Below are 21868 nucleotides of genomic sequence, written 5' to 3' on the forward strand. Positions count from 1 at the left end.
ACGACAACACCCTGCGAACCACGTGGCTCGCAGGGTGTTGTGAGTGCCATCACAGCCCCGTGCACGGGCACGGGGCGTTCAGGGCAATTGCCGATTAACTGGCGTCCTGACGCACGCAGTCCACGAAGTACTCCGGACGGCCGTCGACCTCTTCGACTACCAGACCGTGAATATCGGTGTGGAAGCCCGGGAAACGCTCGTTGAAGTCGCGGGCGAAGCGCAGGTACTCGATGATCGCGGCGTTGAAGCGCTCGCCCGGAATCAGCAGCGGAATGCCCGGCGGATACGGCGTAAGCAGCACGCTGGTCACGCGCCCTTCGAGTTCGTCGATCGACACGCGGTCGATCTGGCGGTGCGCCAGCTTCGAGAACGCATCGGTCGGCTTCATCGCCGGCTGCATGTCCGAGAGATACATCTCGGTCGTCACGCGCGCCACGTCGTTGGCCTTGTACACGCTGTGAATCTGATCGCACAGGTCGCGCAGACCGATACGCTCGTAACGCGGGAATTTCGCCACGAACTCGGGCAGCACGCGCCACAGCGGACGGTTGTGATCGTAGTCGTCCTTGAACTGTTGCAGCTCGGTCACCATCGAGTTCCAGCGGCCCTTGGTGATACCGATCGTGAACATGATGAAGAACGAATACAGACCGGTCTTCTCGACGATGATGCCGTGCTCGGCCAGGTACTTGGTGACGATGGCGGCCGGAATACCCGACTCGCCGAACTCGCCGTCCACGTCCAGCCCCGGCGTGATGATCGTCGCCTTGATCGGGTCGAGCATGTTGAAGCCTTCGGCCAGATCGCCGAAGCCGTGCCAGCGCTCGTTCGCGCGCAGCACCCAGTCGTCGCGCTGGATCGTGCCTTCGTCGCCCAGATTGTCCGGGCCCCAGACCGAGAACCACCACGAATCGCCGTACTCGTTCGCCACCTTGCGCATGGCGCGGCGGAAGTCGAGCGCCTCGACGATCGACTCTTCCACGAGCGCCGTGCCGCCCGGCGGCTCCATCATCGCGGCCGCCACGTCGCACGAGGCGATGATGGCGTACTGCGGCGACGTCGACGTGTGCATCAGATACGCCTCGTTGAAGCGGTACGTATCGAAATTGCGCGTGTCCGCTTCTTGCACCACGATCTGCGAGGCCTGCGAGATACCCGCGAGCAGCTTGTGCGTGGAGTGCGTGGCGTAAATGGTCGCTTCCGACGAGCGCGGACGGCCTTCGCCGATGGCGTGCATGTCGCGATAAAACTCGTGGAACGTCGCGTGCGGCAGCCAGGCTTCGTCGAAGTGCAGCGTATCGATCGTGTTGCCCAGCACTTCCTTGATCATCTCGACGTTGTAGATCACGCCGTCATACGTGCTTTGCGTGATCGTCAGGATGCGCGGCTTGGCATTCGGGTCGCGCTCCAGCACTTCGCGGGCGAACGGGTTGGCTTCGATCTTCGCGCGAATCACTTCGGGGTCGAATTCCGACTTCGGAATCGGGCCGATGATGCCGAGGTGATTACGCGTCGGCGTGAGGAACACCGGCACGGCGCCCGTCATCGTGATCGCGTGCAGGATCGACTTGTGGCAGTTACGGTCGACCACGACGATGTCGCCCGGCGCAACGGTCGCGTGCCAGACGATCTTGTTCGACGTCGACGTGCCGTTGGTCACGAAGAACAGATGGTCCGCGTTGAAGATGCGCGCGGCATTGCGCTCCGACGCGCCCACGGGGCCATTGTGATCGAGCAGCTGACCGAGTTCTTCCACCGCGTTGCAGACGTCGGCGCGCAGCATGTTTTCGCCGAAGAACTGGTGGAACATCTGGCCCACCGGGCTCTTCAGGAACGCCACACCGCCCGAGTGCCCCGGGCAGTGCCACGAGTACGAACCGTCGGCCGCGTAGTGCGTGAGCGAACGGAAGAACGGCGGCGGCAGCGAGTCGAGGTACGACTTGGCTTCACGGATGATGTGACGCGCCACGAACTCGGGCGTGTCTTCGAACATGTGAATGAAGCCGTGCAACTCGCGCAGGATGTCGTTCGGAATGTGACGCGACGTGCGCGTCTCGCCGTACAGGAAAATCGGAATGTCCGGATTGCGGCGGCGCACTTCCTGCACGAATGCGCGCAGGTTGATGATGGCCAGCGCCAACTCGCCCTCGCCTTCACCGCCCGATTCGCTCGAGAACGTACCGAATTCATCGTCGTCGATCGACAGGATGAAGCTCGACGCGCGGCTGGCCTGTTGCGCGAACGACGTCAAATCGCCGTAGCTCGTCAGGCCATTGACCTCCATGCCCTCGGCTTCGATGGCCTCCGCCAAAGAACGAATCCCGGATCCGGAGATATTTTCGGAGCGGAAGTCCTCGTCAATGATGACGATCGGAAAACGGAATTTCATTGGCGTTCCTTCGACAAAAGAACGAGCCACGGTCCGACATGGCCGTGGCTCTTGGGCAGTGCAATAGAGAGGATGCTCACCGGCGGCGAGTCACTAGCGTAATGGGCTAGGTTTTCGGCAGCGTGACACCACGCTGTCCTTGATACTTCCCGCCGCGGTCCTTGTACGAGGTCTCGCAGACTTCGTCGGACTCGAAGAACAGCACCTGAGCGACGCCTTCGTTGGCGTAGATCTTGGCCGGCAGCGGCGTCGTGTTCGAGAATTCCAGGGTCACGTAGCCCTCCCATTCGGGTTCGAACGGCGTCACGTTCACGATGATGCCGCAGCGGGCATACGTCGATTTGCCCAGACACACGGTGAGCACACTGCGCGGAATGCGGAAGTACTCGACGGTGCGGGCCAGCGCGAACGAGTTCGGCGGAATGATGCAAACATCGCTCTCGACGTCGACAAAAGACTTCTCGTCGAAGTTCTTCGGGTCGACGATCGTCGAATTGATGTTCGTGAAGACCTTGAATTCAGGCGCACAGCGGATGTCGTAGCCGTAACTCGACGTGCCGTAGCTGACGATCTTCTGCCCGTCCTGGGAATAGCGGATCTGCGTCGGCTCGAAGGGCTCGATCATGCCGTGCGCTTCGGCCATTCGCCGGATCCATTTATCGGACTTGATGCTCATGTGTGGGCCTGAACTCGGGTAGTACGTAAAAAGTGGGCGTATTTTACGCGATTGTTGCGGTGCGGTGATTTTTTCACACGCACCGCCCGGCAGCCCGCGCCAACAGCCGCGCCGTCAGCCTGCGCAGTCAACCTGTGCACTCAACCCTGCGCAGTCAACCCGCTTACGTGTTCTGAACGACGATCGACGGGAACTTGCTCGTCATGTCCTTCTGTTTCGACGCGATTTTCACCGCGACCTTGCGGGCGATGGCCTTGTACAGCTCGGCGACGCGGCCGTCCGGATCGCCCACCACGCTTGGCATGCCGGCGTCCGCGTGCACGCGGATGCTCATTTCCAGCGGCAGCTTGCCCAGCAGATCGACATCGAAGTCGTGGCTCATGCGCTCGCCGCCGCCCACGCCGAAGATCGGCTCTTCATGACCGCAGTTCGAGCAGATATGCAGGCTCATGTTCTCGATCAGCCCCAAAATCGGGACGCCAACCTTCTCGAACATCTTGAGACCCTTGCGCGCGTCCAGCAGCGCCAGGTCCTGCGGGGTGGTCACGATGACCGCGCCGGTGACGGGCACCTTCTGCGCCAGTGTGAGCTGAATGTCGCCCGTGCCCGGCGGCATGTCGACGATCAGGTAGTCGAGATCCTTCCAGTTGGTCTGGTTGAGCAGTTGCTCCAGCGCCTGCGTCACCATCGGGCCGCGCCACACCATGGGGTTGTCCGGCTCGATCAGAAAGCCGATGGAGCTGGCCTGCAAGCCGTGGCCGACCATCGGTTCGAGCGACTTGCCGTCTTTCGATTCGGGCTTGCCGTGAATGCCCAGCAGCGTGGGCAGCGACGGGCCGTAGATGTCGGCATCCAGAATCCCGACATTCGCCCCTTCGGCCGCCAGCGCGAGCGCCAGGTTGACCGCCGTGGTGCTTTTGCCCACGCCGCCCTTGCCCGAGGCAACCGCCACAATGTTTTTCACATTGGGAAGGAGCTTGACGCCACGTTGAACGGCGTGCGCGACAATCTTCTGGCTGATTTCGACAGCAACGCGCTCTACCCCGGGCAGTTTGCCGACGGCGTCGGTGATGCGCGTGCGCATGGCTTCGAACTGACTTTTCGCCGGGTAACCGAATTCGATGGCGATGCCGACATGGCCGTGCTCGGCGTCGACTCGTTTCACGTACTTGCCGGCGACCAGATCCAGCCCCGTATCGGGGTCGACGATGCCTCGCAGTACGTCGTTGATTTGCGCTACTTCCATGTCGGTCTCTCGCTCTGTAGCGGCACGCGGACGGGCCGGCGCATCGCTAACAACTTGTAACATCCGTGGCGCGCGCTCTCGATTAGCATGCGAGGCGCACGTGTTTTGGGGAACCAGTCACCGCGGCAATCTGTCCTTGCCAGCGGTTGACACTCGGCACTATTGTAAAAGACGTCGCGCCGGCTGGCGTCAAAACCCATGCCAGGCGCGCGTGCTTCCGCGAAGTGCTCACGTGTGTCTCATCACAGCAAGCTAATCGAGAAGGAGCCTTATATGAATAAGAACACTCTGCGCGCTTCGGCGCTTGTCCTGGTTGCCGCCGCCATGCTGGCCGGCTGCCAGACGCCGCAGGGCACCAACACGGCGGTCGGTACCGGCGTCGGCGCGGCGGTCGGGGCGGGTCTGGGTAACCTCATCGGTGGCAACACGACGGGCACGCTGATCGGCGCTGCGGTAGGTGCCGCCGCCGGCGGTGCAGCCGGTTACAACTGGCAGTCCATCAAGAACACGCTGGGCGGCCACACGGCCGGCACCGGTACGCAAATTACCGAACGCCCGGACGGCCAGCTCCAGGTCAACGTGCCGAGCGACGTGACGTTCGACACCAACCAGTACGCCATCAAGCCTAACTTCGCTGCCGTGCTGACCGACCTGGCCAACTCGCTCAATCAGAACCCGGGCATCACCGCACGCGTGATCGGGCACACCGACAGCACCGGTGGCGACCGCATCAATATCCCGCTGTCGCAGAACCGCGCCAACGCTGTCATCCAGTTCCTGACGAGCCGCGGTGTTGCCGCGAACCGTTTGCAGGGCGTGGGCGTGGCGTCGAGCCAGCCGGTCGCGTCGGATGCCACGGCCGAAGGCCGCGCGCAGAACCGCCGCGTCGAAATCCTGCTGCAAGCACCGCAGCAACAGGCCCCGCGCTGATCCACACGATCGGGGCGGTGTGACCGATGATGTGCCAACTGCATGTTGCGCCGCAGCATCGAAAAGTTGGCACATCGGTTGAACTAATCCCGCGTCACGTCGCTCTGACCCTTCGGAAGTGCCTACCGTGGGCGCTTCCATCTCCTCTTTGTTATTGACGTTACGTGTGCCTAGTTATGCCGGAACCTGGTTCCGGCTTTTTTTTGGCCGAACGCTTTTGAGGCCTCATGCCGTTGCCGCGCCGAGCGCATCGGGCATCGCCGCCACGTGACACCTGACAGTCCTCGGAATCGCCCAACAAACTGCCCATTATTCCCGCCAAGTGACCCCGTTTGGGCGGCAACGCGCCACGCCTGCTAGAATCGTCCTTTCCCCGCCACTACTACCCACACGCAAACTCCATGTCCCGCCGCATTCTTGTCACCTCCGCCCTGCCGTACGCCAATGGCCAGATTCACATCGGTCACCTGGTGGAATATATCCAGACAGATATCTGGGTGCGGTACATGCGGATGCAGGGCCATGAGGTGTACTACGTGGGGGCGGACGATACGCACGGCACGCCGGTCATGCTGCGTGCCGAAAAGGAAGGCCTCACGCCCAAGCAACTGATCGAGCGCGTCTGGAAAGAACACAAGCGCGATTTCGACAGCTTTGGCATCTCGTTCGATAACTACTATTCGACGGATTCCGAAGAAAACCGCGAACTGTCCGAAAACGTCTATCTGGCGCTCAAGGAACAGGGGCTGATCGAGGCGCGCGATATCGAACAGGCGTATGACCCGGTCAAGGAAATGTTCCTGCCGGACCGCTTCATCAAGGGCGAATGCCCGAAGTGCGGCGCCAAGGATCAGTACGGCGACTCGTGCGAAGTCTGCGGCTCGACCTATGCGCCGACCGACCTGCTCAACCCGTACTCGGTGGTTTCGGGCGCTACGCCCGTGCGCAAGACCTCGACGCACTACTTCTTCAAGCTGTCGGACCCGCGCTGCGAGCAGTTCCTGCGCAAGTGGGTGGCGGGCCTCGCCCAGCCGGAAGCCGCGAACAAGATGAAGGAATGGCTGGGCGAAAACGGTGAGTCGACGCTGGCCGACTGGGATATTTCGCGCGATGCGCCGTATTTCGGTTTCGAGATCCCGGGCGCGCCCGGCAAGTATTTCTACGTCTGGCTCGATGCACCGGTCGGCTACTACGCCAGCTTCAAGAACCTGTGCGCCCAGCGTGGCCTGAACTTCGACGAGTGGGTCAAGCCGGGCTCGACCACCGAGCAGTACCACTTCATCGGCAAGGACATCCTGTACTTCCACACGCTGTTCTGGCCGGCGATGCTCGAATTCTCGGGCCATCGCACGCCGACCAACGTGTTTGCCCACGGCTTCCTGACGGTCGATGGCCAGAAGATGTCGAAGTCGCGCGGTACGTTCATCACCGCCCAAAGCTTCATCGACACGGGTCTGAACCCGGAATGGCTGCGCTATTACATCGGCGCCAAGCTCGGCAACACGATGGAAGACATCGACCTGAACCTCGATGACTTCATCGCGCGCGTGAACAGCGATCTGGTCGGCAAGTACGTGAACATCGCCAGCCGCGCCGCAGGCTTCCTGCTCAAGCGTTTCGACGGCCGCATCTCGGCTGACGCCATGCAAGCGCCGCTGCTCGTGCAGTTGCGCGGCGTGGCGCCGCAGATCGCCGCACATTACGAAGCGCGTGAATTCGGCAAGACGCTGCGTCTGGTGATGGAACAGGCAGACGCCGTGAACGGCTACGTCGACACGGTCAAGCCGTGGGATCTGGCGAAGGACCCGGCACAAGCGGGCGCGCTGCATGAAGCCTGCTCGGTGTGTCTGGAAGCCTTCCGTCTGCTCACGCTGTATCTCAAGCCCGTGTTGCCGACGACGGCTGCGGCGGTCGAGCAGTTCCTGAGCATTGCCCCGCAAACGTGGCAGGACGTCGCCACGCCGCTGACCTCGGCCAGCGCCATCACGGCTTACAAGCACCTGATGACGCGTGTCGAAGGCAAGCAGGTCGAGGCACTGGTTGCCGCCAACCGCGATTCGCTGCAAGCGACGGCGGCCCCGGCCGCAGCGTCCGCCGACGCGAGCAAGGCGAAGGGCAAGGACAAAGCCGCAGCAACCGCGCCGGCGGCGGCAGACGACGGTGTCATCACCATCGACGACTTCGCCAAGATCGATCTGCGCATCGCACGCATCGTTGCCTGTCAGGCCGTGGAAGGTTCGGACAAGCTGCTGCAACTCACGCTGGATGTGGGTGAAGCCCAGACGCGCAACGTCTTCTCGGGCATCAAGTCGGCGTATCCGCAACCGGAAGCGCTGGTCGGCAAGCTCACCGTCATGGTGGCCAACCTGGCCCCGCGCAAAATGAAGTTCGGTCTGTCGGAGGGGATGGTGCTCGCAGCGTCGGCCGCGAACGAGAAGGCCGAACCGGGCATCTACATTCTCGAACCGCACGACGGCGCCAAGCCGGGCATGCGCGTGAAGTAAGCACGCGCGCAGTCGCCGCAACACCGTAGTACCCGCCACCCCAAGCGCCGGAGATCATCCCGGCCTTGGGGTGAAGTCTTTTGGGGCGCCGTCGCAGGCGACATGACCCCTCGCCTGCCAAGGCAAAACTACTTATGCGCTGAGACCATCAGCATCATGGGGCGCTCCAGTTCCTCGGCCAACGCAGGCATCTGCTGGATCTGCTCAGGCGTCGGCGCAAACTCCTCCACCCGCTGCAACTGAAAGCCCGCACGCATCAGCGCGTTCAGCGTCGTGCCGAGCGTACGGTGATACTTCAACACGCCCTTGGCAAACCAGTCGGTGCGGCGTTCACCCTCGATGCTGTAACCGTTCACCGGCCACGTCTTGCGCCCGTCCTCATCGGCCAGCCAATGGGGATGGGCTGCCGCCATGAAAATCGGATGTTCGATGGTGAACACGAGATATCCGCCGGGCGCGAGCGACTGATGAAGATGCGTTACCAGACGGTCGAAATCGCGAACGTAGTGAAAGGTCAATGCGCTGTAGGCGACATCAAAGGCCAACGCGGGGAGATCGAGCGTATCGAGGTCGGCAATGCGGTATTCGATCGCAGGGTCAGGTGTATCGGCCCTCGCCCGCGCGATCATGTTCTGCGACAGATCGAGCCCGAGTACCGACGCCGCCCCTTGCTCGCGCATCCAGCGCGAGGCCCAGCCGAAGCCACAGCCAAGGTCGACCACGCGCTTGCCGCGCAGGTCCGGCAGCATTGCCCGGATGGCCGGCCACTCGGGCGCGCCGTCGAGCCCCAGCACTTGCCGGGGTAACTGGCTGTAGCCCGTAAAGAAATCCGGGTTGTCGTAGATGTTTTGAGCCATGTCGGTATTTCCGGTCAAGCCGCTCGCGTGAGCAAGGCAAGCGCCGCCTAGCGCAAATGCTCCACTGGCAACGCCGTGGTGAATTTCACTGTCTCCATCGAGAAACTGGCGCTGATGTCCTGCAAATCGGCCACGCGGATGAGCTTCTTGTAGAAACGATCGTAGGCGGCGATATCGGGGAGATACACCTTGAGCAGATAGTCGATGTCCCCCGCCATGCGGTGAATCTCGACGATTTCCGGGAGTTCGCGCGCGCCGGAGACAAACCGCACCATCCACTCTTCGCTGTGTGTCGCGGCCTTGATGAACACGAACGCCGTGACGCGCAGATCGAGTTGCTGCGGGTCGCACAGCGTGACCTGCCCGGTGATCACACCGTTCTCGCGCAGGCGCTGCACGCGCCGCCAGCAAGGTGTGGGCGACAGATGCACGGCTTCGGCCAGCTCGCCCAGCGAACGCGAGGCATCCACTTGCAGGTTTTCGAGAATCGCTAGATCAGTTTTATCCATGATCGCCACATAAAGGGAAAAATTTTCTCAATCCTACTCGATTTGAGCCAAACTTTAAAAGCCTTTACCTGTGACTGCCCGGTAGACTGGCCTGACATTTCGAAAACGGGCGATGCCATGAAAATCTTTACCGAACACCCCGCTTCCGTCGGCGAAAACTACGCCCAGCACATGGGCTCTGCCGTCTCGTTCGCGTTGCCGTTGCTCGGCGCCGGGCTTGCGTGTCTTGTGCATGCGCTGCTGCCATTCGCCTTCGAGAAGACCGGCAGCAAGATCATCGTGCGCCTGCATGAGCGAATGGTGACGCATCGCCATCGTCATGGCTCGGCGCCGGTGCAACCTGCACAGTCCACGCCGGAGTAAGTGAGCGACGCGACTCCGGCGGACGCAGCGCAATAACAGGATCGGGCGGATCGAGCGGATCAACCCATCTCGATCCCCCCGGCCCTCAAGGCCGTTCCGACGCCGGGTCGGGCGAGCGTGACGTCACCGTCACCCGGCCGTCCGGGCCGAAGTGGGCGTTGAACATGCCCGCCGTATTCACACCGTCTTCGAGCCAACGCCAGCTCCACACCACTTCCTTCTTGAGCCGGTACTCCGCGACCGTGGTCGGCTTGCCGAGCAATCGCCGCACGTCGTCCTGCGACATCCCCGGCTGCACCTGTTCGAAGTTCTCTGCTGTCAGCGCCTGCGTGACGGCGCGCAGCTTGCCGTCGGGCGCGATATCGACCATGTACGTCCGCAAGCCGCCGGGCGCGCGTGGGTACTCCAGCCGGCGCGAGCCGTCGCTGTTCTCCCACACGATCTCGGGCTTGCCCATCTGATCGCGCACCTGCGTCTCGGTCGTGACACCCGGCTTGAGATCGCGCAGCAGCATGTCGTCGGGTTTGACGGCATTGAACGTATCGCGCGCTTTCTCGCGCACCTTGTCGATTTGCTGCTGATCGCAGCCGAACAGGCCCAGCAGACTCGCGAACAATCCCATGGCGACTCCCCAACGAACGCTGCGGCGCAGACCCTGCGCCGGTTGAATCGAATTACGCGACGTCATCATCGATGGCACCTCCCTCTTCTACGTTGCGCCGTGCGCTCACCGCTGCCGCTTTGCTTTGCCTCGGTGCCCACACGGACATCAATCGAAACGGCGGTTGAACAGCACGTCGAAGCCCGACAGCGAACCGGTGCGCAGCGCCAACTGCCAGCGGCGCGACACCTGCCACGTGATCTTCACGATACTCGCCGAGCTCGTCAGTCCTTGCTCGAAACCGAGCGCGAAGTTGTCCGAGATCGCCTTGCCCACCTTCACCACCTGCTCGTCGTCCGACAGGCCCGACTCACTGGTGCCGATGCTGAATTCGTCGATCCCCAGATCCTTGATGATGCGCTTGCCGCCCGTCGCGCCGAGCAGCACCGTTGCTGCACCGGCCATCGCCTGACGCTGCCCCAGACCCGCGCCATCCGGTCCATGGCCGAACATCAGCCACGAGAGCTTTTCTTCGTCCGACACACTCGGCTCCGACACCAGCGACACGCGCGGCTGGCGCACCGTGCCCGTCACCAGCACGCCCGCAGCCACCTCCTGATTGCGGCGCATGGCCTGAATGTAGAGGTCCGGGTTGTCGAGCGGGCCAACGAAGTTGATCTGACCACGCTCGATGGCGAGCTTGCGGTCAAACGCCTCGTAGGTGCCCTCGGCCACCGTGATCGTGCCCGTGGCACGCATCGGCGCCAGCGGCGCGCTCTGCACGTGCATGCTACCGCGCAACAGCAGATCCGCCCCTGCGCCGACAAAGCGGAAATCGCGGCCCAGATTCAGTTCGATATCGATGCGCGGCGAGAAGCGGCTCGCGGGTTTCGCACTGATGCGCGCGGCCTCTTCCTTCGGATCGAGCGGCTTGCTGCGCGACTGCGCGCCGCCGCGCACGACGAGTACGTCATCCCCCAGCTTCGGCGCACTCGTTGGCGGCAATGCGAAGCGAGCACGATCGACCGTGAACTTGCCGGTCACCGACATCGTGTCGCCACTGCCCACCGCCTTCGCATCGCCCGTAAGCGAGAGCTGGCGATCGGGAGCCGCAAACAGTTGCAGCTTGTCGGCCGCGAGCGTGATGCCCAGCGTCGGCTCGGGCGTGTCGATTCGAATACCGCCCGTGGCGCGTGCCGTGCCGCCGCCACCGCCGGTGAAGACCACATCGCGCAGGACGATCTCCGTCGGGGTGAGGCCGATGCGCACGTGGCCATCCTTCACGCTCACGCCCGTATCGAACATCTGCACCGACAAGTCGTCGGCGGTCAGTTCCCCCGTTGGACGCGGTTTCGCCACCGTGCCCGCCAGCGTCATCTGTAAGTTAGCGCGGCCCTTGAAGGCAAACTGCGCGCCGGCCAGATTCTCGAACTTCGAAATGTCGGGAATGACCATCGCCACACGGCCGGTGAGCGGCGCGTCGTCCGGCAGACTCGGAATGCCGTCGGCCACACGCAGGCCCGTCTGCACGTCGGCGTCGAGCGTACCGATCAGCGCCGACGCCGCCTTCACCGTCGCGCGGGCCGACTGTCCGGACAAGTCGATGCGCGCACGCATCTCCGAGATGCCCAGTGGCACGCGGGCACCGATACCGCCCTTCTCGGCGCTCAGCCCCGGAATGCCGGTGATGGTGACCTTCACATCGTCGTTGACGCCCCCACGGCGCAGCGTCACGTCACCGCTGCGGCGCACGATTTCGACGAAACCGTCGGCACGTTGCGCCATGCTCACATTCCATTTGCCATCGAGCACGAGATCGCTGGCCAAGGCCGGTTGCTCGCCGGTGAATGTCGCGACCACGCGCAACACCTGACCGATGTCGAGCGTGTCGATGGTGCCGGCCGTCTTCAGTTGTCCCGCGCCGTAATCGAAGTTCGTCAGCGACAACGCGCCGACGCCCGTGACGAGTTTCGCCGCGCCCAGATGCACGCGCTCGGCGCTCGCTTCGACCTGCCACGGCGAAGCGAGTGTCAGCTTCGGCATGCCCCGGTTTTCCAGCGTCTGAATCGTGCCGCGCCAGCCCGGTTTGCCACGGGTATCGGTCACGGCACCTGCGGCATCGACGTTCAAATCCAGCGGTGCTTCGCGCAACTTGCCTGCGGCCTTCAGATGCAGCGTGTGGGCCCCCCGCGTGCCCGCCAGCGCCACCGACAACTTGTCGAGACGCGCCACGTCGCTCGTGAAGCCATTGCCGTCGAGCGTCACGTTCAGGCGATCGCCCGGCGCGCCGGGCAGCCCGCCGCTCACATCGACCTTACCGGCAAGGTGATCCAGCTTTTGTGCGCCGAACACCAGTTTGTCGGCGGCAAGCGTTGCCACCACCGCCGGACGCTCGATCGTGCCCGATACCTGTCCGTCGAGTTGCAGACGCCCCGCTAATCCGAAGCCGAGCTTGTCGAGCGAGGGCGCGTCGATGTTCACGGCCATCTTGTCGCCTGCGGCGCCGAAACTGCCGCGCAACGCGACCTTGTTGCCCGCCACGAGCAAGTTGGCATCGCTGGGCAGCAATCGCCTGCCTGCCACCTTCACGGTGCCCGTGCCGCTCATCGGCAGGTCGGCGTAGATGCTGTCCTGTAGCGCGAATTTGAGCGTCACGCCCAACTCGGGCCGCAACACGCCCTGCGCGTCGAACTGGCCGGTAACGCTGGCCGCTGGCGGCTTTGCCGCGCCCTTCTTCGCGTGCGCGGCGTCGTAAAGGTCATACCAGGCCGCCGGATCGAAACGCGTCAGCTTGAGTTGCGCCTGATACGCGCCAGTGTCGCCGTTCTCCAGCACACCGGTGGCCGCTACCTTGCCCTGTCCGGCATCGAGCGAAAGGGTATGAATCGTCGTGCCCTTCGCATCGAGACCGACGTCGGCCAGCACGCGACGCGTCGCATCTCGCCAGTCGAGCACGATGCGCTGCCCGGTGGCGTCGAGCTTGATGTTGAGCGGCCCGGAGAGTTTCGTCGCAGGCAACTTGCCGTAGAGCGCGCGCAGATCGAGGTCCTGCATCGCCAGCGCAAAGCCGCCGACCATGGCCTCGGCAGGTCCATCATCGGCGGCCGCCGTGGTTGCGCTGGCCGCCGACGCCGACGCCGACGCCGATGTCGATGTCGATGTCGATGTCGATGTCGATGCCGGTGCCGGTGCCGACGCGGTGGCGGCAACCTTCTCGCGACGCACGTCACCGCTGCCGGTAAGCAGCGCACGTCCGGCGAGCTTCAGTTCGATGCCCGTGAGTGCCTGACGCGTCGCGTCGAGCAATACCTCGGCACGCAAACTCTCGACCGGCAGCAATTCCGCATCGATCGCGCCGGGCTTCGCATTCGTCACCGAGACCGGCCCCAGCACGCGGAACTCCTTGGCCCCCGGTGCCGGCCGCAAATCGGCGTTCACGGCGAGATCGGCTTGCGGCGCTCCCGCAGAGAAATCGCGCGGGTTCAAGTGATCGAGCGCAATCTGCGCCCGCGACAGCGGCACCGCACCGAACGGCGCCGCCGCAATATGCGCCGTACCGTTGAGCTTCTCGCCACTCGCGACCAGATCGACGATCAATGCATCGAGCGACCCCGACAGGTCTGCCTTCAACGACACGGGGATATCCCCCGCCTTCGCTTGCAGTCCGATGTTGCCGCCGAGTGCGAACGGGCGTTGTCCGTTCAATTGCAGATTCGCTTCGGCTTCGCCATAAGGCGTGCCGAGGTGTTCGAGTTGCACCGTGTGTTGCGTGCCGTCACTGCGCGCCGCGACACGAATGTCGTCGAGCACGAGCGCCGGTGAGTCGAGCGTGAGTTTCGCCACACGCACGTCGTTCAACGTGAGGCCTAGCCCGAGTGGCAGGCGCAGACTGGCCGGCATCACCGTCGGTTGATTCGACGGCGGCGACGGCGCAAACGCCAGCGCCACGTCACCGGCATGCAGCTTGTCGACGGTGAAATGCAGCGGACGCAGCGACAGTTGCCAGCGGCTTTCGAGACGGCTCACCGTGATGCGGGTAGCGCCGTCGATGTAGCGCACGTCGTTTACCGTGAAGCCGTGCGCGAAGCTGCCGCTACGCCAGTCGCCCGCGAGCTTGCCGCCGAGCGCGGAGACCGCCGTCTGCCAGAGCCAGCGGCTGCCGCGCTCTGAGGACATCGCCCACAGCAGCGCGCCGATGGCCAGCACGACGATCAGCAGCAGCGTGAGCAGCACGCCTGCGAGCCAGCGCCCCCAACGCCTGCGAGGTGGCGGGGACGAAGGCGGCGTGTTGGAAGACGGTGGCGATCCACCAGTGCCGCCAGCACCCTCGACGCCCGACGGCGCGGCAGGGGCAAGCGTAGGTTCGCGCTCAGCCGGGGGCGGCGAAGACATCATCGAATTAAGTGGCAAGGTCGTCATCAGAAGGCCACCCCCAGCGAGATCGACGGCCGGAACTGACGATCGTTGACCCCGTAGCCGAGATCGACGTTAACCGGCCCGACCGGGCTGCGCCAGCGTACACCCAGGCCGACGCCGTGATAAAGCGGCGTGGGGTGACGATAGTCGTCGGTGGCCGTGCCCACATCCCAGAAGGCCGCACCGCCCCAATCGCGCGTGAACCAGCGTTGATATTCGAGACTGCCGGTGCCGAGGTATTTCGTCGGGAACGTCGTGCCGTTCTGCTGCCGCCCGAGGCTCTGATAGGTATAACCGCGAACCGACGACGTGCCGCCCGCGAAGAACAGCAGCGACGACGGAATGCGATTGCTGTTGCCGTTGGTGATCACCGCGCCCAGTTCCAGCCGGGCAATCACGATATCGCGCTGACCGACCGGGAAGTACTGGCGAATGCGGCCATAGACACGGCCGAACGTCTGATCCGTGAGCACCGGTTTGGCAGCGAAGCCGATCTGCGTGTTGATGATGTTGCCGGTGCGCGGGAAGATCAGGTCGTCCACGTCGCGCCGCGTCCACGCGAAAGCTGGTACGAGGGCCTTGTTGACGAAGCGCGTGCCGCCATCGGGGCGTTCGTCCGTGTGATAGAAGTCCAGCGAATAGGCCCAGTCGTAGCGCTCACGCGAGCGGGCTCGCTTGATGCCGACTTGCAGCGCACGTTGATCCAGACCGTTCAGGTCGGTGCGGTCGTACGAACCGCGCAGGCTGTTCGTGTAGGCGTCCGGGTCCGGGGGCATCGCCAGTTCGGCGTAACCGCCCTGCCGGAATTGTTCGAGACGCGCCTGCGTGTCGAACGTCCACGCGCTGCCGAACACGTTGTAGTACGAGTAGCGGCCATTGACGCTGCCGCCCGTGTCCGTCGTATAGCCCACACCGCTTTGCACGCGTTGCGTGGGGAACTCGTTCACCCTCACCTCGACCGGCGTGTTCTCCGCCTTGGCCGGGTCTTCCGTCACCGAGATGATCACGTTCGAGAAGTACGGCGTCGCCTGAATCTGGCGTTGCAACTCCTGCAACCGGCCCGCATCGAACGCCTCGCCGACCGAGAGCGGGTTCACATTGCGGATGATCTGCTCCGGGTAGCGGCGCGTGCCGGTGATGATCAGGGGCCCGAGCGTGAACGGCGGGCCGCTGTCATACGTGGCCGCGAGCGATGCAGCATCGTTATCGGCATCGACCACTGCGCGCGAGAACGTCATCTTTGCCGCGTGGTAGCGCTTCTGGCCGAGATTGAACAGCGTGTCGCTCTTCGCCTTGTCCCAGTCGGCCTGCCGGAACGGCGTGTCCACCGGCAGTCCCCAGCCGTTGCGCAGTTGCTCGACGCGTTGCGGGTCTTGTTCGGCGATGGGGCCGGTGAACTTCAGGTCCACGTCCTTGATATGAGTGCGCGGGCCCGAGTCGACCGTGACATGCACATCGCGCTTGCCGTTGATGGTGGCCACGTCCACGTGGGTGACCGGCGAAAAGTAGCCTTCCGTGGACGTGAGTTCCTGAATTTGCTCGCCTACCGTGGCGATCAGATGCTCGAACTGCGCGTCGCCGATGTCATCTCGGTCCGCGTAACGGACGAGGTCGAGATTCGCGTTCAGCAGTTTGGCGAGGCCATTGGGGGCGTCCACGCGAACGCGATAGTCGGCCCGGGCGAGCGTGGGCAGGGCGAGGGCGCAGGCCAGCGCGACGAATACGGCACGCATCCGGCGCATTGGGTGCATCTGGCGCTTGGCGTGCGCGTGGCGCGCGCGCGACCGACGGCGTGCGTCGTAGCCGGGTTTGATCTGTGCGACGGTCAAAACCTTCCTTATTGTCATGGCATCCGCCGCCGATACTTTGGCGTGCGGCATATCGGCCTGTTCGGATGATGCTTATGGGCAGTGCGCATGAAGCGTATTGCCGTATTTGACCATATCCCCGGTGTCACTTCACCCACGAAGCCCAAACCGGTCCAAACCGGTCCGAAGCGACGCGTGGCGACCGGTTTGCGGTAGAATCAGCGTCGTTTGGCACGGCTGCGGCTGTGCCGCTTTGCTGATTGCAGGCTGAATTGCCTGCCTAATTTTTGCGCAGACCGATCATGTACGAGTCCGACATCACCCAATTCATCAACCAGTTGAAGAGCGAGAAGCCGACGCTGGAAGCCGAGCAGCGTCAAGGCCGTTCCCTGCTGTGGGACAAGCAACCGATCGATATGGAAGAGCGCCGTCGCGCCCAGCAATCGCGCGTGGCCCAACAGCCGTACGTCTACCAGAGCGAGTAAGCCTTGCCGGCGGGCTTGATGCGCGGCCATTACAGCCATTAGCGCCATCGCCCGTCACGCCAAGCGCCTCTCGCCTGCCACCACCAGCCCTATATCGCGTTGAATCACACCACGCCTGACGATCCGTCGCAAACGCCCGAGCCCGTCCCCGAGACCGCGCCGGTGCCTTTGCACGTCGATCCGCCGGTCGATTCCACGGCAGGGGCCGAAGCCGCTGAAGTGGCCGAGGTGCCGAACGCGACCGAGGCGCCCGCCAGTACCGGCGCCCCGCCCAAGGCTGCGAGCGGTGCCGTCGAAGGCAAAGCCTCAGAACTGCCGGCGCCGCCCGAAGGGCGGGACACCACGCCCGACACCGTCGACGGTGTTGCGCGGGCACGTCTGTACGGCGAGCCGTTGTTCGCGATGCCGAACGACCTGTACATCCCGCCCGACGCGCTCGAAATCTTCCTCGAAGCCTTCGAAGGTCCGCTCGACTTGCTGCTGTACCTGATCCGCAAGCAGAACTTCAACGTGCTCGACATTCCGATGGCGCAGGTGACCAAGCAGTACCTGCTCTACGTCGAACAGATCCGCACCACCAACCTGGAGTTGGCGTCGGAGTATCTGCTGATGGCGGCCATGCTCATCGAGATCAAGTCGCGCATGTTGTTGCCGGTCAAGAAGGCCGACACCGGCGAAGAAGCGGAAGATCCGCGCGCCGAACTCGTGCGCCGTCTGCTCGAGTACGAGCAGATGAAGCTGGCTGCGCAGAAGCTCGACACCTTGCCGGTGCTGGGCCGCGACTTCCTGCGCTCGCAGGTGTACATCGAGCAGAGTCTGCAACCGCGCTTCCCCGATGTCGATTCCGAGGACTTGCGCGCAGCGTGGGCCGAAGTGCTGCGCCGGGCCAAGCTCGTACAACACCACCGGATTTCGCGCGAAGAGTTGTCCGTTCGCGAGCATATGAGCCAGATTCTGCGGCGTTTGCAGGGTGCGCGGTTCATGGAGTTCAGCGAGTTGTTCGACGTTGGGCGCGGCGTGCCGGTCGTGGTGGTCAACTTCATCGCCATGCTGGAGCTGGCGCGCGAGTCGCTGCTCGAGATCACGCAAGCCGAGCCGTTCGCGCCGATCTACGTGCGCCTCACGTATTCACCGAACTGAGTCGCCGAACTGACTCGCCGAACCGAGTCACCGATGGAGGCCGCGCCGGGCTTGCGGTTTTGCGCACGCCCGTTGAGATTTCCTCTACAATCCCCCGGACATTTTGGCGGCCAGACCCCAATATCGGGCCAAGCGCATGCCAGATCTGGACTAGGGGGAACAGGCCCTAGCCCCACATACGCCACGCACGGAACCTCAATGAAAGTCATCCCCTCGATTCACGAACTGCGCGATCAACTGCGCGGACAGAATCGCGTTGCCTTCGTGCCCACCATGGGCAATCTCCATGAAGGGCATTTGTCGCTGATGCGACTGGCGCGCCAGCACGGCGACCCGGTCGTGGCCAGCATCTTCGTCAATCGACTGCAATTCGGGCCGAACGAAGACTTCGACAAATACCCGCGCACGATGATGGATGACGTCGAGAAACTCACGCGCGAGAACGTCTACGTGCTCTTCTCGCCCGACGAGAAGGAGATGTATCCCGAGCCGCAGGAGTATCGCGTCGAGCCGCCGACCGATCTGGGCGACATTCTCGAAGGCGAGTTCCGCCCGGGGTTCTTCAAGGGTGTGTGCACCGTCGTCACCAAGTTGTTCTCCTGCGTGCAGCCGCGCGTGGCCGTGTTCGGCAAGAAGGATTACCAGCAACTGATGATCGTGCGCAGCATGTGCCGACAGTTCGCACTGCCGATCGAAATCATTGCTGCCGAGACCGTGCGCGCCGACGACGGCCTCGCGCTGTCCTCGCGCAATCGTTACCTGTCGGAGACCGAGCGCGCAGAAGCGCCGCAGCTGTACCGTCTGCTGGGCCAGATTCGCGACGACGTCAACAGTGGCAAGACCGATTACGAGGCGCTCGAAGCCGCTGCCATGCAGACCTTGCGTGAGCGCGGCTGGGCACCGGATTACGTGTCCATTCGCCAGCGTGCCAATTTGCGGGCACCGGCCCCGGGCACCGCACCGGCCGAGAGTCTCGTCGTGTTGGCCGCTGCGAAGCTGGGCGCGACGCGTCTGATCGACAATCTGGAAATCTGAATCCGAGTGCCGGCAGCGTCTGGCGTCTGACTGCGCGGTGTCGCAGGATGGGCGAGAGGCGAGGCTGGCAGATATCGTGCGCGTGTCGGATGCGCGTGCTTAATTCGTCGCGCGGAGTGCGCGACATTGCAACACAAGAGGCAAGCCATGTACCGCACCATGCTCAAGTCGAAGATCCACCGCGCCACCGTGACGCATTGTGAATTGCATTACGAGGGTTCGTGCGCCATCGACGAGAACCTGCTTGAAGCGTCGGGTCTGGTCGAGAATGAGCAGATCGACATCTTCAACGTCAACAACGGCGAGCGTTTCACGACGTATGCCATTCGTGGCGAGCGCGGCAGCGGCATGATTTCGTTGAATGGTGCCGCGGCCCGTCGTGCGCAGTTGGGCGACATCGTGATCATCGTGTCGTATGCGCAGGTCGACAACAAGGATGTGCTGGCGGGCTTCAAGCCGCAGCTCGTGTTTGTTGACGAGAAGAACGTGCAGAAGGGCGAGCGCGATCACGTGCCGCTGCAAGCGTGGGAAGAAACCCGCGCTTTCGACGCTGCCAAGTAAGCGTTACGCGTCAATCGCGAAGCATGAAAAAACCGGCCGAAATGGCCGGTTTTTGCGTTTCAGGGGCGTCGTCGATACACGGCGCTATTCCGCCTCATTCACCCTATTCCCCTACAAACTTAACGATCCCCTGCCACTGCGGCAGATCGCGTTCAACACGGCTGGGAGCCACATCCCACAGCGTGAGCCCGTGCGCGGCGAGTTGCACGTAGTTCTGTGTGTCGCGCAGCATGCCGAGCACTGGCAAGCCGGCTTCGTCGCAATAGCGGGCGAGTTGATCGGCGGCGCGGGTACGGGCATCGACGCGCATGCCGACCACGCCGATACGCACGTCGCCCTGACGGACCGCCTTCTCTTCCTGAAGTTTTTGGAGAAAATCGCGCGTCGCGAGGATATCGAAAATCGACGGCTGCAATGGCACCAGCACGTGATTGGCGAGTTTGAGCACCGTCTCCAGCCGTTTGCCGTGCAGACCGGCGGGGGTATCGAGCACCGCGTGCGTCGTGCCCTTGGGCGGACGGGCGATCTCACTATGATCCACATCCCAAGTCGCAATGGGCCGTAGCGCTGGCGGACGCAGCCCCAGCCAGGCCCGGGAGGACTGCTGGCGGTCAGTGTCGCCCAGCATCACCGCGTGCCCTTGAGCGGCCAGATAGCCCGCCAGATTCGTTGCCAGCGTGCTCTTGCCCACGCCGCCTTTCGGATTCGCCACCACGATCACCGGCATTACGCACTCCCCGAGGTCGATTTTCCGCACATCTTACAACGGCAGCGTGACGGCTTCCGGCGGCAACCGGCGGCACGTCTCGGGCACTGAGCCCGCCAGCCTCACCGCAGACAGCCCCACACACGCGATAAATCCAGATGCGCAGCGAACGAATCGGCGAGGCGGTCCAGCGAAGCCTCGCGCAGCGCGTTGTAGTCCTGCGCTTCGATATCGCGTGCACCGGCCCATGTCAGCAGCGCTTGCAGGGCTTCCGGCGTATCGAACAGGCCGTGCAGATACGTGCCCATGACCTGATCGTCCTCAGAGCGGGCCCCGTCGGGCACGTCGCCGCCCTCGCCTGCCAGCAGCGCTGCCGGACGCGCCAGCGCCGCTCCGCGCGTCACGCCCATGTGGATCTCGTAGCCACGCACCGGTGCATCGCCCGCGCTCAGACGCCCGCTGACCACGCGCAACTGCTTCTGCGCCTCCATCGTCGTCTCGATCTCCAGCCAGCCGAGGCCCGCCGTCGTACCGGCGTCGCCTTCCAAACCGTCCGGATCGTGAATCGCCGTCCCGAGCATCTGCAAGCCGCCGCAAATGCCGAGCACTTTGCCGCCGTAGCGCAGGTGGCGCGCAATCGCTGGTTCCCAGCCTTGCGCCCGCAGCCACGCCAAGTCGGCACGCACGTGTTTGCTGCCGGGCAGAATCACGAGATCCGAGGCCGGCCACGGCTCGCCCGCGCTTACGTAGCGGAAGTCCACCTGCGGATGCGCCCGCAATGCGTCGAAATCCGTGTGATTGCTGATACGCGGCAGTGCAGGCACCGTCACCCGCAAACGCGTCTCGCCGCTGGCCGCCGTGTGACGCTCGCCGGGGAGCATGTCCTCGCCGTCGAGATGCAGCCCGTGCAGATACGGCAACACCCCCAGCACCGGAATCCCCGTGCGCGCCTCCACCCATTCCAGCCCGCTCGTGAGCAACGACGGATCGCCGCGAAAGCGATTGATGACGAACCCCTTGATGCGCGCGCGCTCGCTGTCCGACAAACACGCCAGCGTGCCGACCAACTGCGCGAAGACCCCGCCACGGTCGATGTCCGCCACGAGCAACACCGGCGCATCGACGGCTTCGGCAAAACCCATGTTCGCGATATCGCGCGCCCGCAGATTCACTTCCGCAGGACTGCCCGCCCCTTCCACGATCACCGCGTCGTAGCCCGTGCGCAGCCGCTCGTAGGCGGCCAGCACGGCCGCCATCGCACGTGGTTTGTATTCCTGATAGGCCCGCGCGTCGAGATCGGCCACCACCTTGCCGCCGATGATCACCTGAGCGCCACGGTCGCTGCTCGGCTTGAGCAGTACCGGGTTGAAGTCCGTGTGCGGCGCAATACCCGCCGCTTGCGCCTGCAACGCCTGCGCGCGGCCGATTTCACCGCCGTCGGCTGTCACGGCGCTATTGAGCGCCATGTTCTGCGGCTTGAACGGGGCAACGCGCACGCCCTCGCGATAAAGCAGCCGGCAGAGCCCGGCCACCACCGTGCTCTTGCCCGCGTCGGAGGACGTGCCCTGAATCATCAAGGTGCCACGGAGGCGTCGCGAGGACGTTGCGCTGGAATTGGCAGGGATTTCACTCATGGTGCGGA

Annotated in this window: 17 protein-coding genes; 7 read left to right on the forward strand and 10 right to left on the reverse strand. The window is 63.7% G+C overall.

Going from position 1 to position 21868, the window contains the following annotated elements; translation table 11 throughout:
- Positions 1–94 precede the first annotated feature (94 nt).
- From CDV46_RS20310 to apbC, 3 genes are all read right to left on the reverse strand, one after another.
- Positions 95–2389: an arginine/lysine/ornithine decarboxylase gene (locus CDV46_RS20310; protein ID WP_087688633.1), complete on the reverse strand. Its 2295-nt coding sequence runs from the start codon at positions 2387–2389 to the stop codon at positions 95–97.
- Positions 2390–2495: 106 nt separating this feature from the next.
- A complete protein-coding gene (gene dcd / locus CDV46_RS20315; protein ID WP_058375437.1) occupies positions 2496–3065 on the reverse strand; it encodes a dCTP deaminase in 570 nt (189 codons plus the stop codon).
- Positions 3066–3228: 163 nt separating this feature from the next.
- Positions 3229–4374: an iron-sulfur cluster carrier protein ApbC gene (apbC, locus tag CDV46_RS20320; RefSeq protein ID WP_087688635.1), complete on the reverse strand. Its 1146-nt coding sequence runs from the start codon at positions 4372–4374 to the stop codon at positions 3229–3231.
- 210 nt (positions 4375–4584) lie between these two features.
- Here apbC and CDV46_RS20325 point away from each other — a divergent pair, with 210 nt between their 5' ends.
- Positions 4585–5241, forward strand: coding sequence for an OmpA family protein (locus tag CDV46_RS20325; protein ID WP_087688636.1), 657 nt, complete (start codon positions 4585–4587; stop codon positions 5239–5241).
- A gap of 401 nt (positions 5242–5642) precedes the next feature.
- Positions 5643–7745 carry a methionine--tRNA ligase gene (gene metG, locus CDV46_RS20330; protein WP_087724579.1) on the forward strand — a complete coding sequence of 701 codons (2103 nt, stop codon included), beginning with the start codon at positions 5643–5645 and terminating at the stop codon, positions 7743–7745.
- A 128-nt stretch (positions 7746–7873) separates the two neighbouring features.
- On the opposite strand, the gene CDV46_RS20335 is transcribed toward metG, so the two are convergent.
- Both CDV46_RS20335 and CDV46_RS20340 read right to left on the reverse strand, forming a co-directional pair.
- Positions 7874–8602 carry a class I SAM-dependent methyltransferase gene (locus CDV46_RS20335; protein WP_087724581.1) on the reverse strand — a complete coding sequence of 243 codons (729 nt, stop codon included), beginning with the start codon at positions 8600–8602 and terminating at the stop codon, positions 7874–7876.
- 47 nt (positions 8603–8649) lie between these two features.
- On the reverse strand, positions 8650–9111 hold the full coding sequence (locus tag CDV46_RS20340; protein WP_058375442.1) for an Lrp/AsnC family transcriptional regulator: 462 nt from the start codon (positions 9109–9111) through the stop codon (positions 8650–8652).
- 117 nt (positions 9112–9228) lie between these two features.
- Here CDV46_RS20340 and CDV46_RS20345 point away from each other — a divergent pair, with 117 nt between their 5' ends.
- A complete protein-coding gene (locus CDV46_RS20345) occupies positions 9229–9474 on the forward strand; it encodes a DUF6356 family protein (RefSeq protein WP_087724583.1) in 246 nt (81 codons plus the stop codon).
- An 85-nt stretch (positions 9475–9559) separates the two neighbouring features.
- Here CDV46_RS20345 and bamE read toward each other — a convergent pair whose 3' ends face one another.
- The 3 genes from bamE to CDV46_RS20360 all read right to left on the reverse strand — a co-directional run bounded on the left by bamE (position 9560) and on the right by CDV46_RS20360 (position 16338).
- Complete coding sequence (gene bamE / locus CDV46_RS20350; protein ID WP_058379795.1) at positions 9560–10096, reverse strand: outer membrane protein assembly factor BamE domain-containing protein; 537 nt, start codon at positions 10094–10096, stop codon at positions 9560–9562.
- Between the two features lie 147 nt (positions 10097–10243).
- The gene (locus CDV46_RS20355; RefSeq protein WP_140413438.1) at positions 10244–14308 is read right to left on the reverse strand and encodes a translocation/assembly module TamB domain-containing protein; all 4065 of its coding nucleotides are present in this window, start codon (positions 14306–14308) and stop codon (positions 10244–10246) included.
- Between the two features lie 185 nt (positions 14309–14493).
- Entirely contained in the window at positions 14494–16338 is a 1845-nt protein-coding gene (locus CDV46_RS20360) for an autotransporter assembly complex protein TamA (protein ID WP_254916143.1), read from the reverse strand.
- A gap of 263 nt (positions 16339–16601) precedes the next feature.
- On the opposite strand from CDV46_RS20360, the gene CDV46_RS20365 reads away from it, so the two are divergent.
- The 4 genes from CDV46_RS20365 (at position 16602) to panD (ending at position 19520) form a co-directional block, all read left to right on the forward strand.
- The gene (locus CDV46_RS20365; protein ID WP_058375446.1) at positions 16602–16784 is read left to right on the forward strand and encodes a DUF3460 family protein; all 183 of its coding nucleotides are present in this window, start codon (positions 16602–16604) and stop codon (positions 16782–16784) included.
- Positions 16785–17096: 312 nt separating this feature from the next.
- Complete coding sequence (locus CDV46_RS20370) at positions 17097–17924, forward strand: segregation and condensation protein A (protein ID WP_087724657.1); 828 nt, start codon at positions 17097–17099, stop codon at positions 17922–17924.
- Positions 17925–18122: 198 nt separating this feature from the next.
- Complete coding sequence (panC, locus tag CDV46_RS20375; RefSeq protein WP_087688641.1) at positions 18123–18959, forward strand: pantoate--beta-alanine ligase; 837 nt, start codon at positions 18123–18125, stop codon at positions 18957–18959.
- Between the two features lie 147 nt (positions 18960–19106).
- Complete coding sequence (gene panD, locus CDV46_RS20380; RefSeq protein WP_058375448.1) at positions 19107–19520, forward strand: aspartate 1-decarboxylase; 414 nt, start codon at positions 19107–19109, stop codon at positions 19518–19520.
- A 103-nt stretch (positions 19521–19623) separates the two neighbouring features.
- Here panD and CDV46_RS20385 read toward each other — a convergent pair whose 3' ends face one another.
- Complete coding sequence (locus CDV46_RS20385; RefSeq protein WP_087688642.1) at positions 19624–20247, reverse strand: ParA family protein; 624 nt, start codon at positions 20245–20247, stop codon at positions 19624–19626.
- Positions 20248–20348: 101 nt separating this feature from the next.
- Positions 20349–21860 carry a cobyric acid synthase gene (locus tag CDV46_RS20390; RefSeq protein WP_249277550.1) on the reverse strand — a complete coding sequence of 504 codons (1512 nt, stop codon included), beginning with the start codon at positions 21858–21860 and terminating at the stop codon, positions 20349–20351.
- Positions 21861–21868: the final 8 nt, after the last annotated feature.

It is taken from the genome of Pandoraea sp. PE-S2T-3 (genome assembly GCF_002179965.1).
GTDB lineage: Bacteria > Pseudomonadota > Gammaproteobacteria > Burkholderiales > Burkholderiaceae > Pandoraea.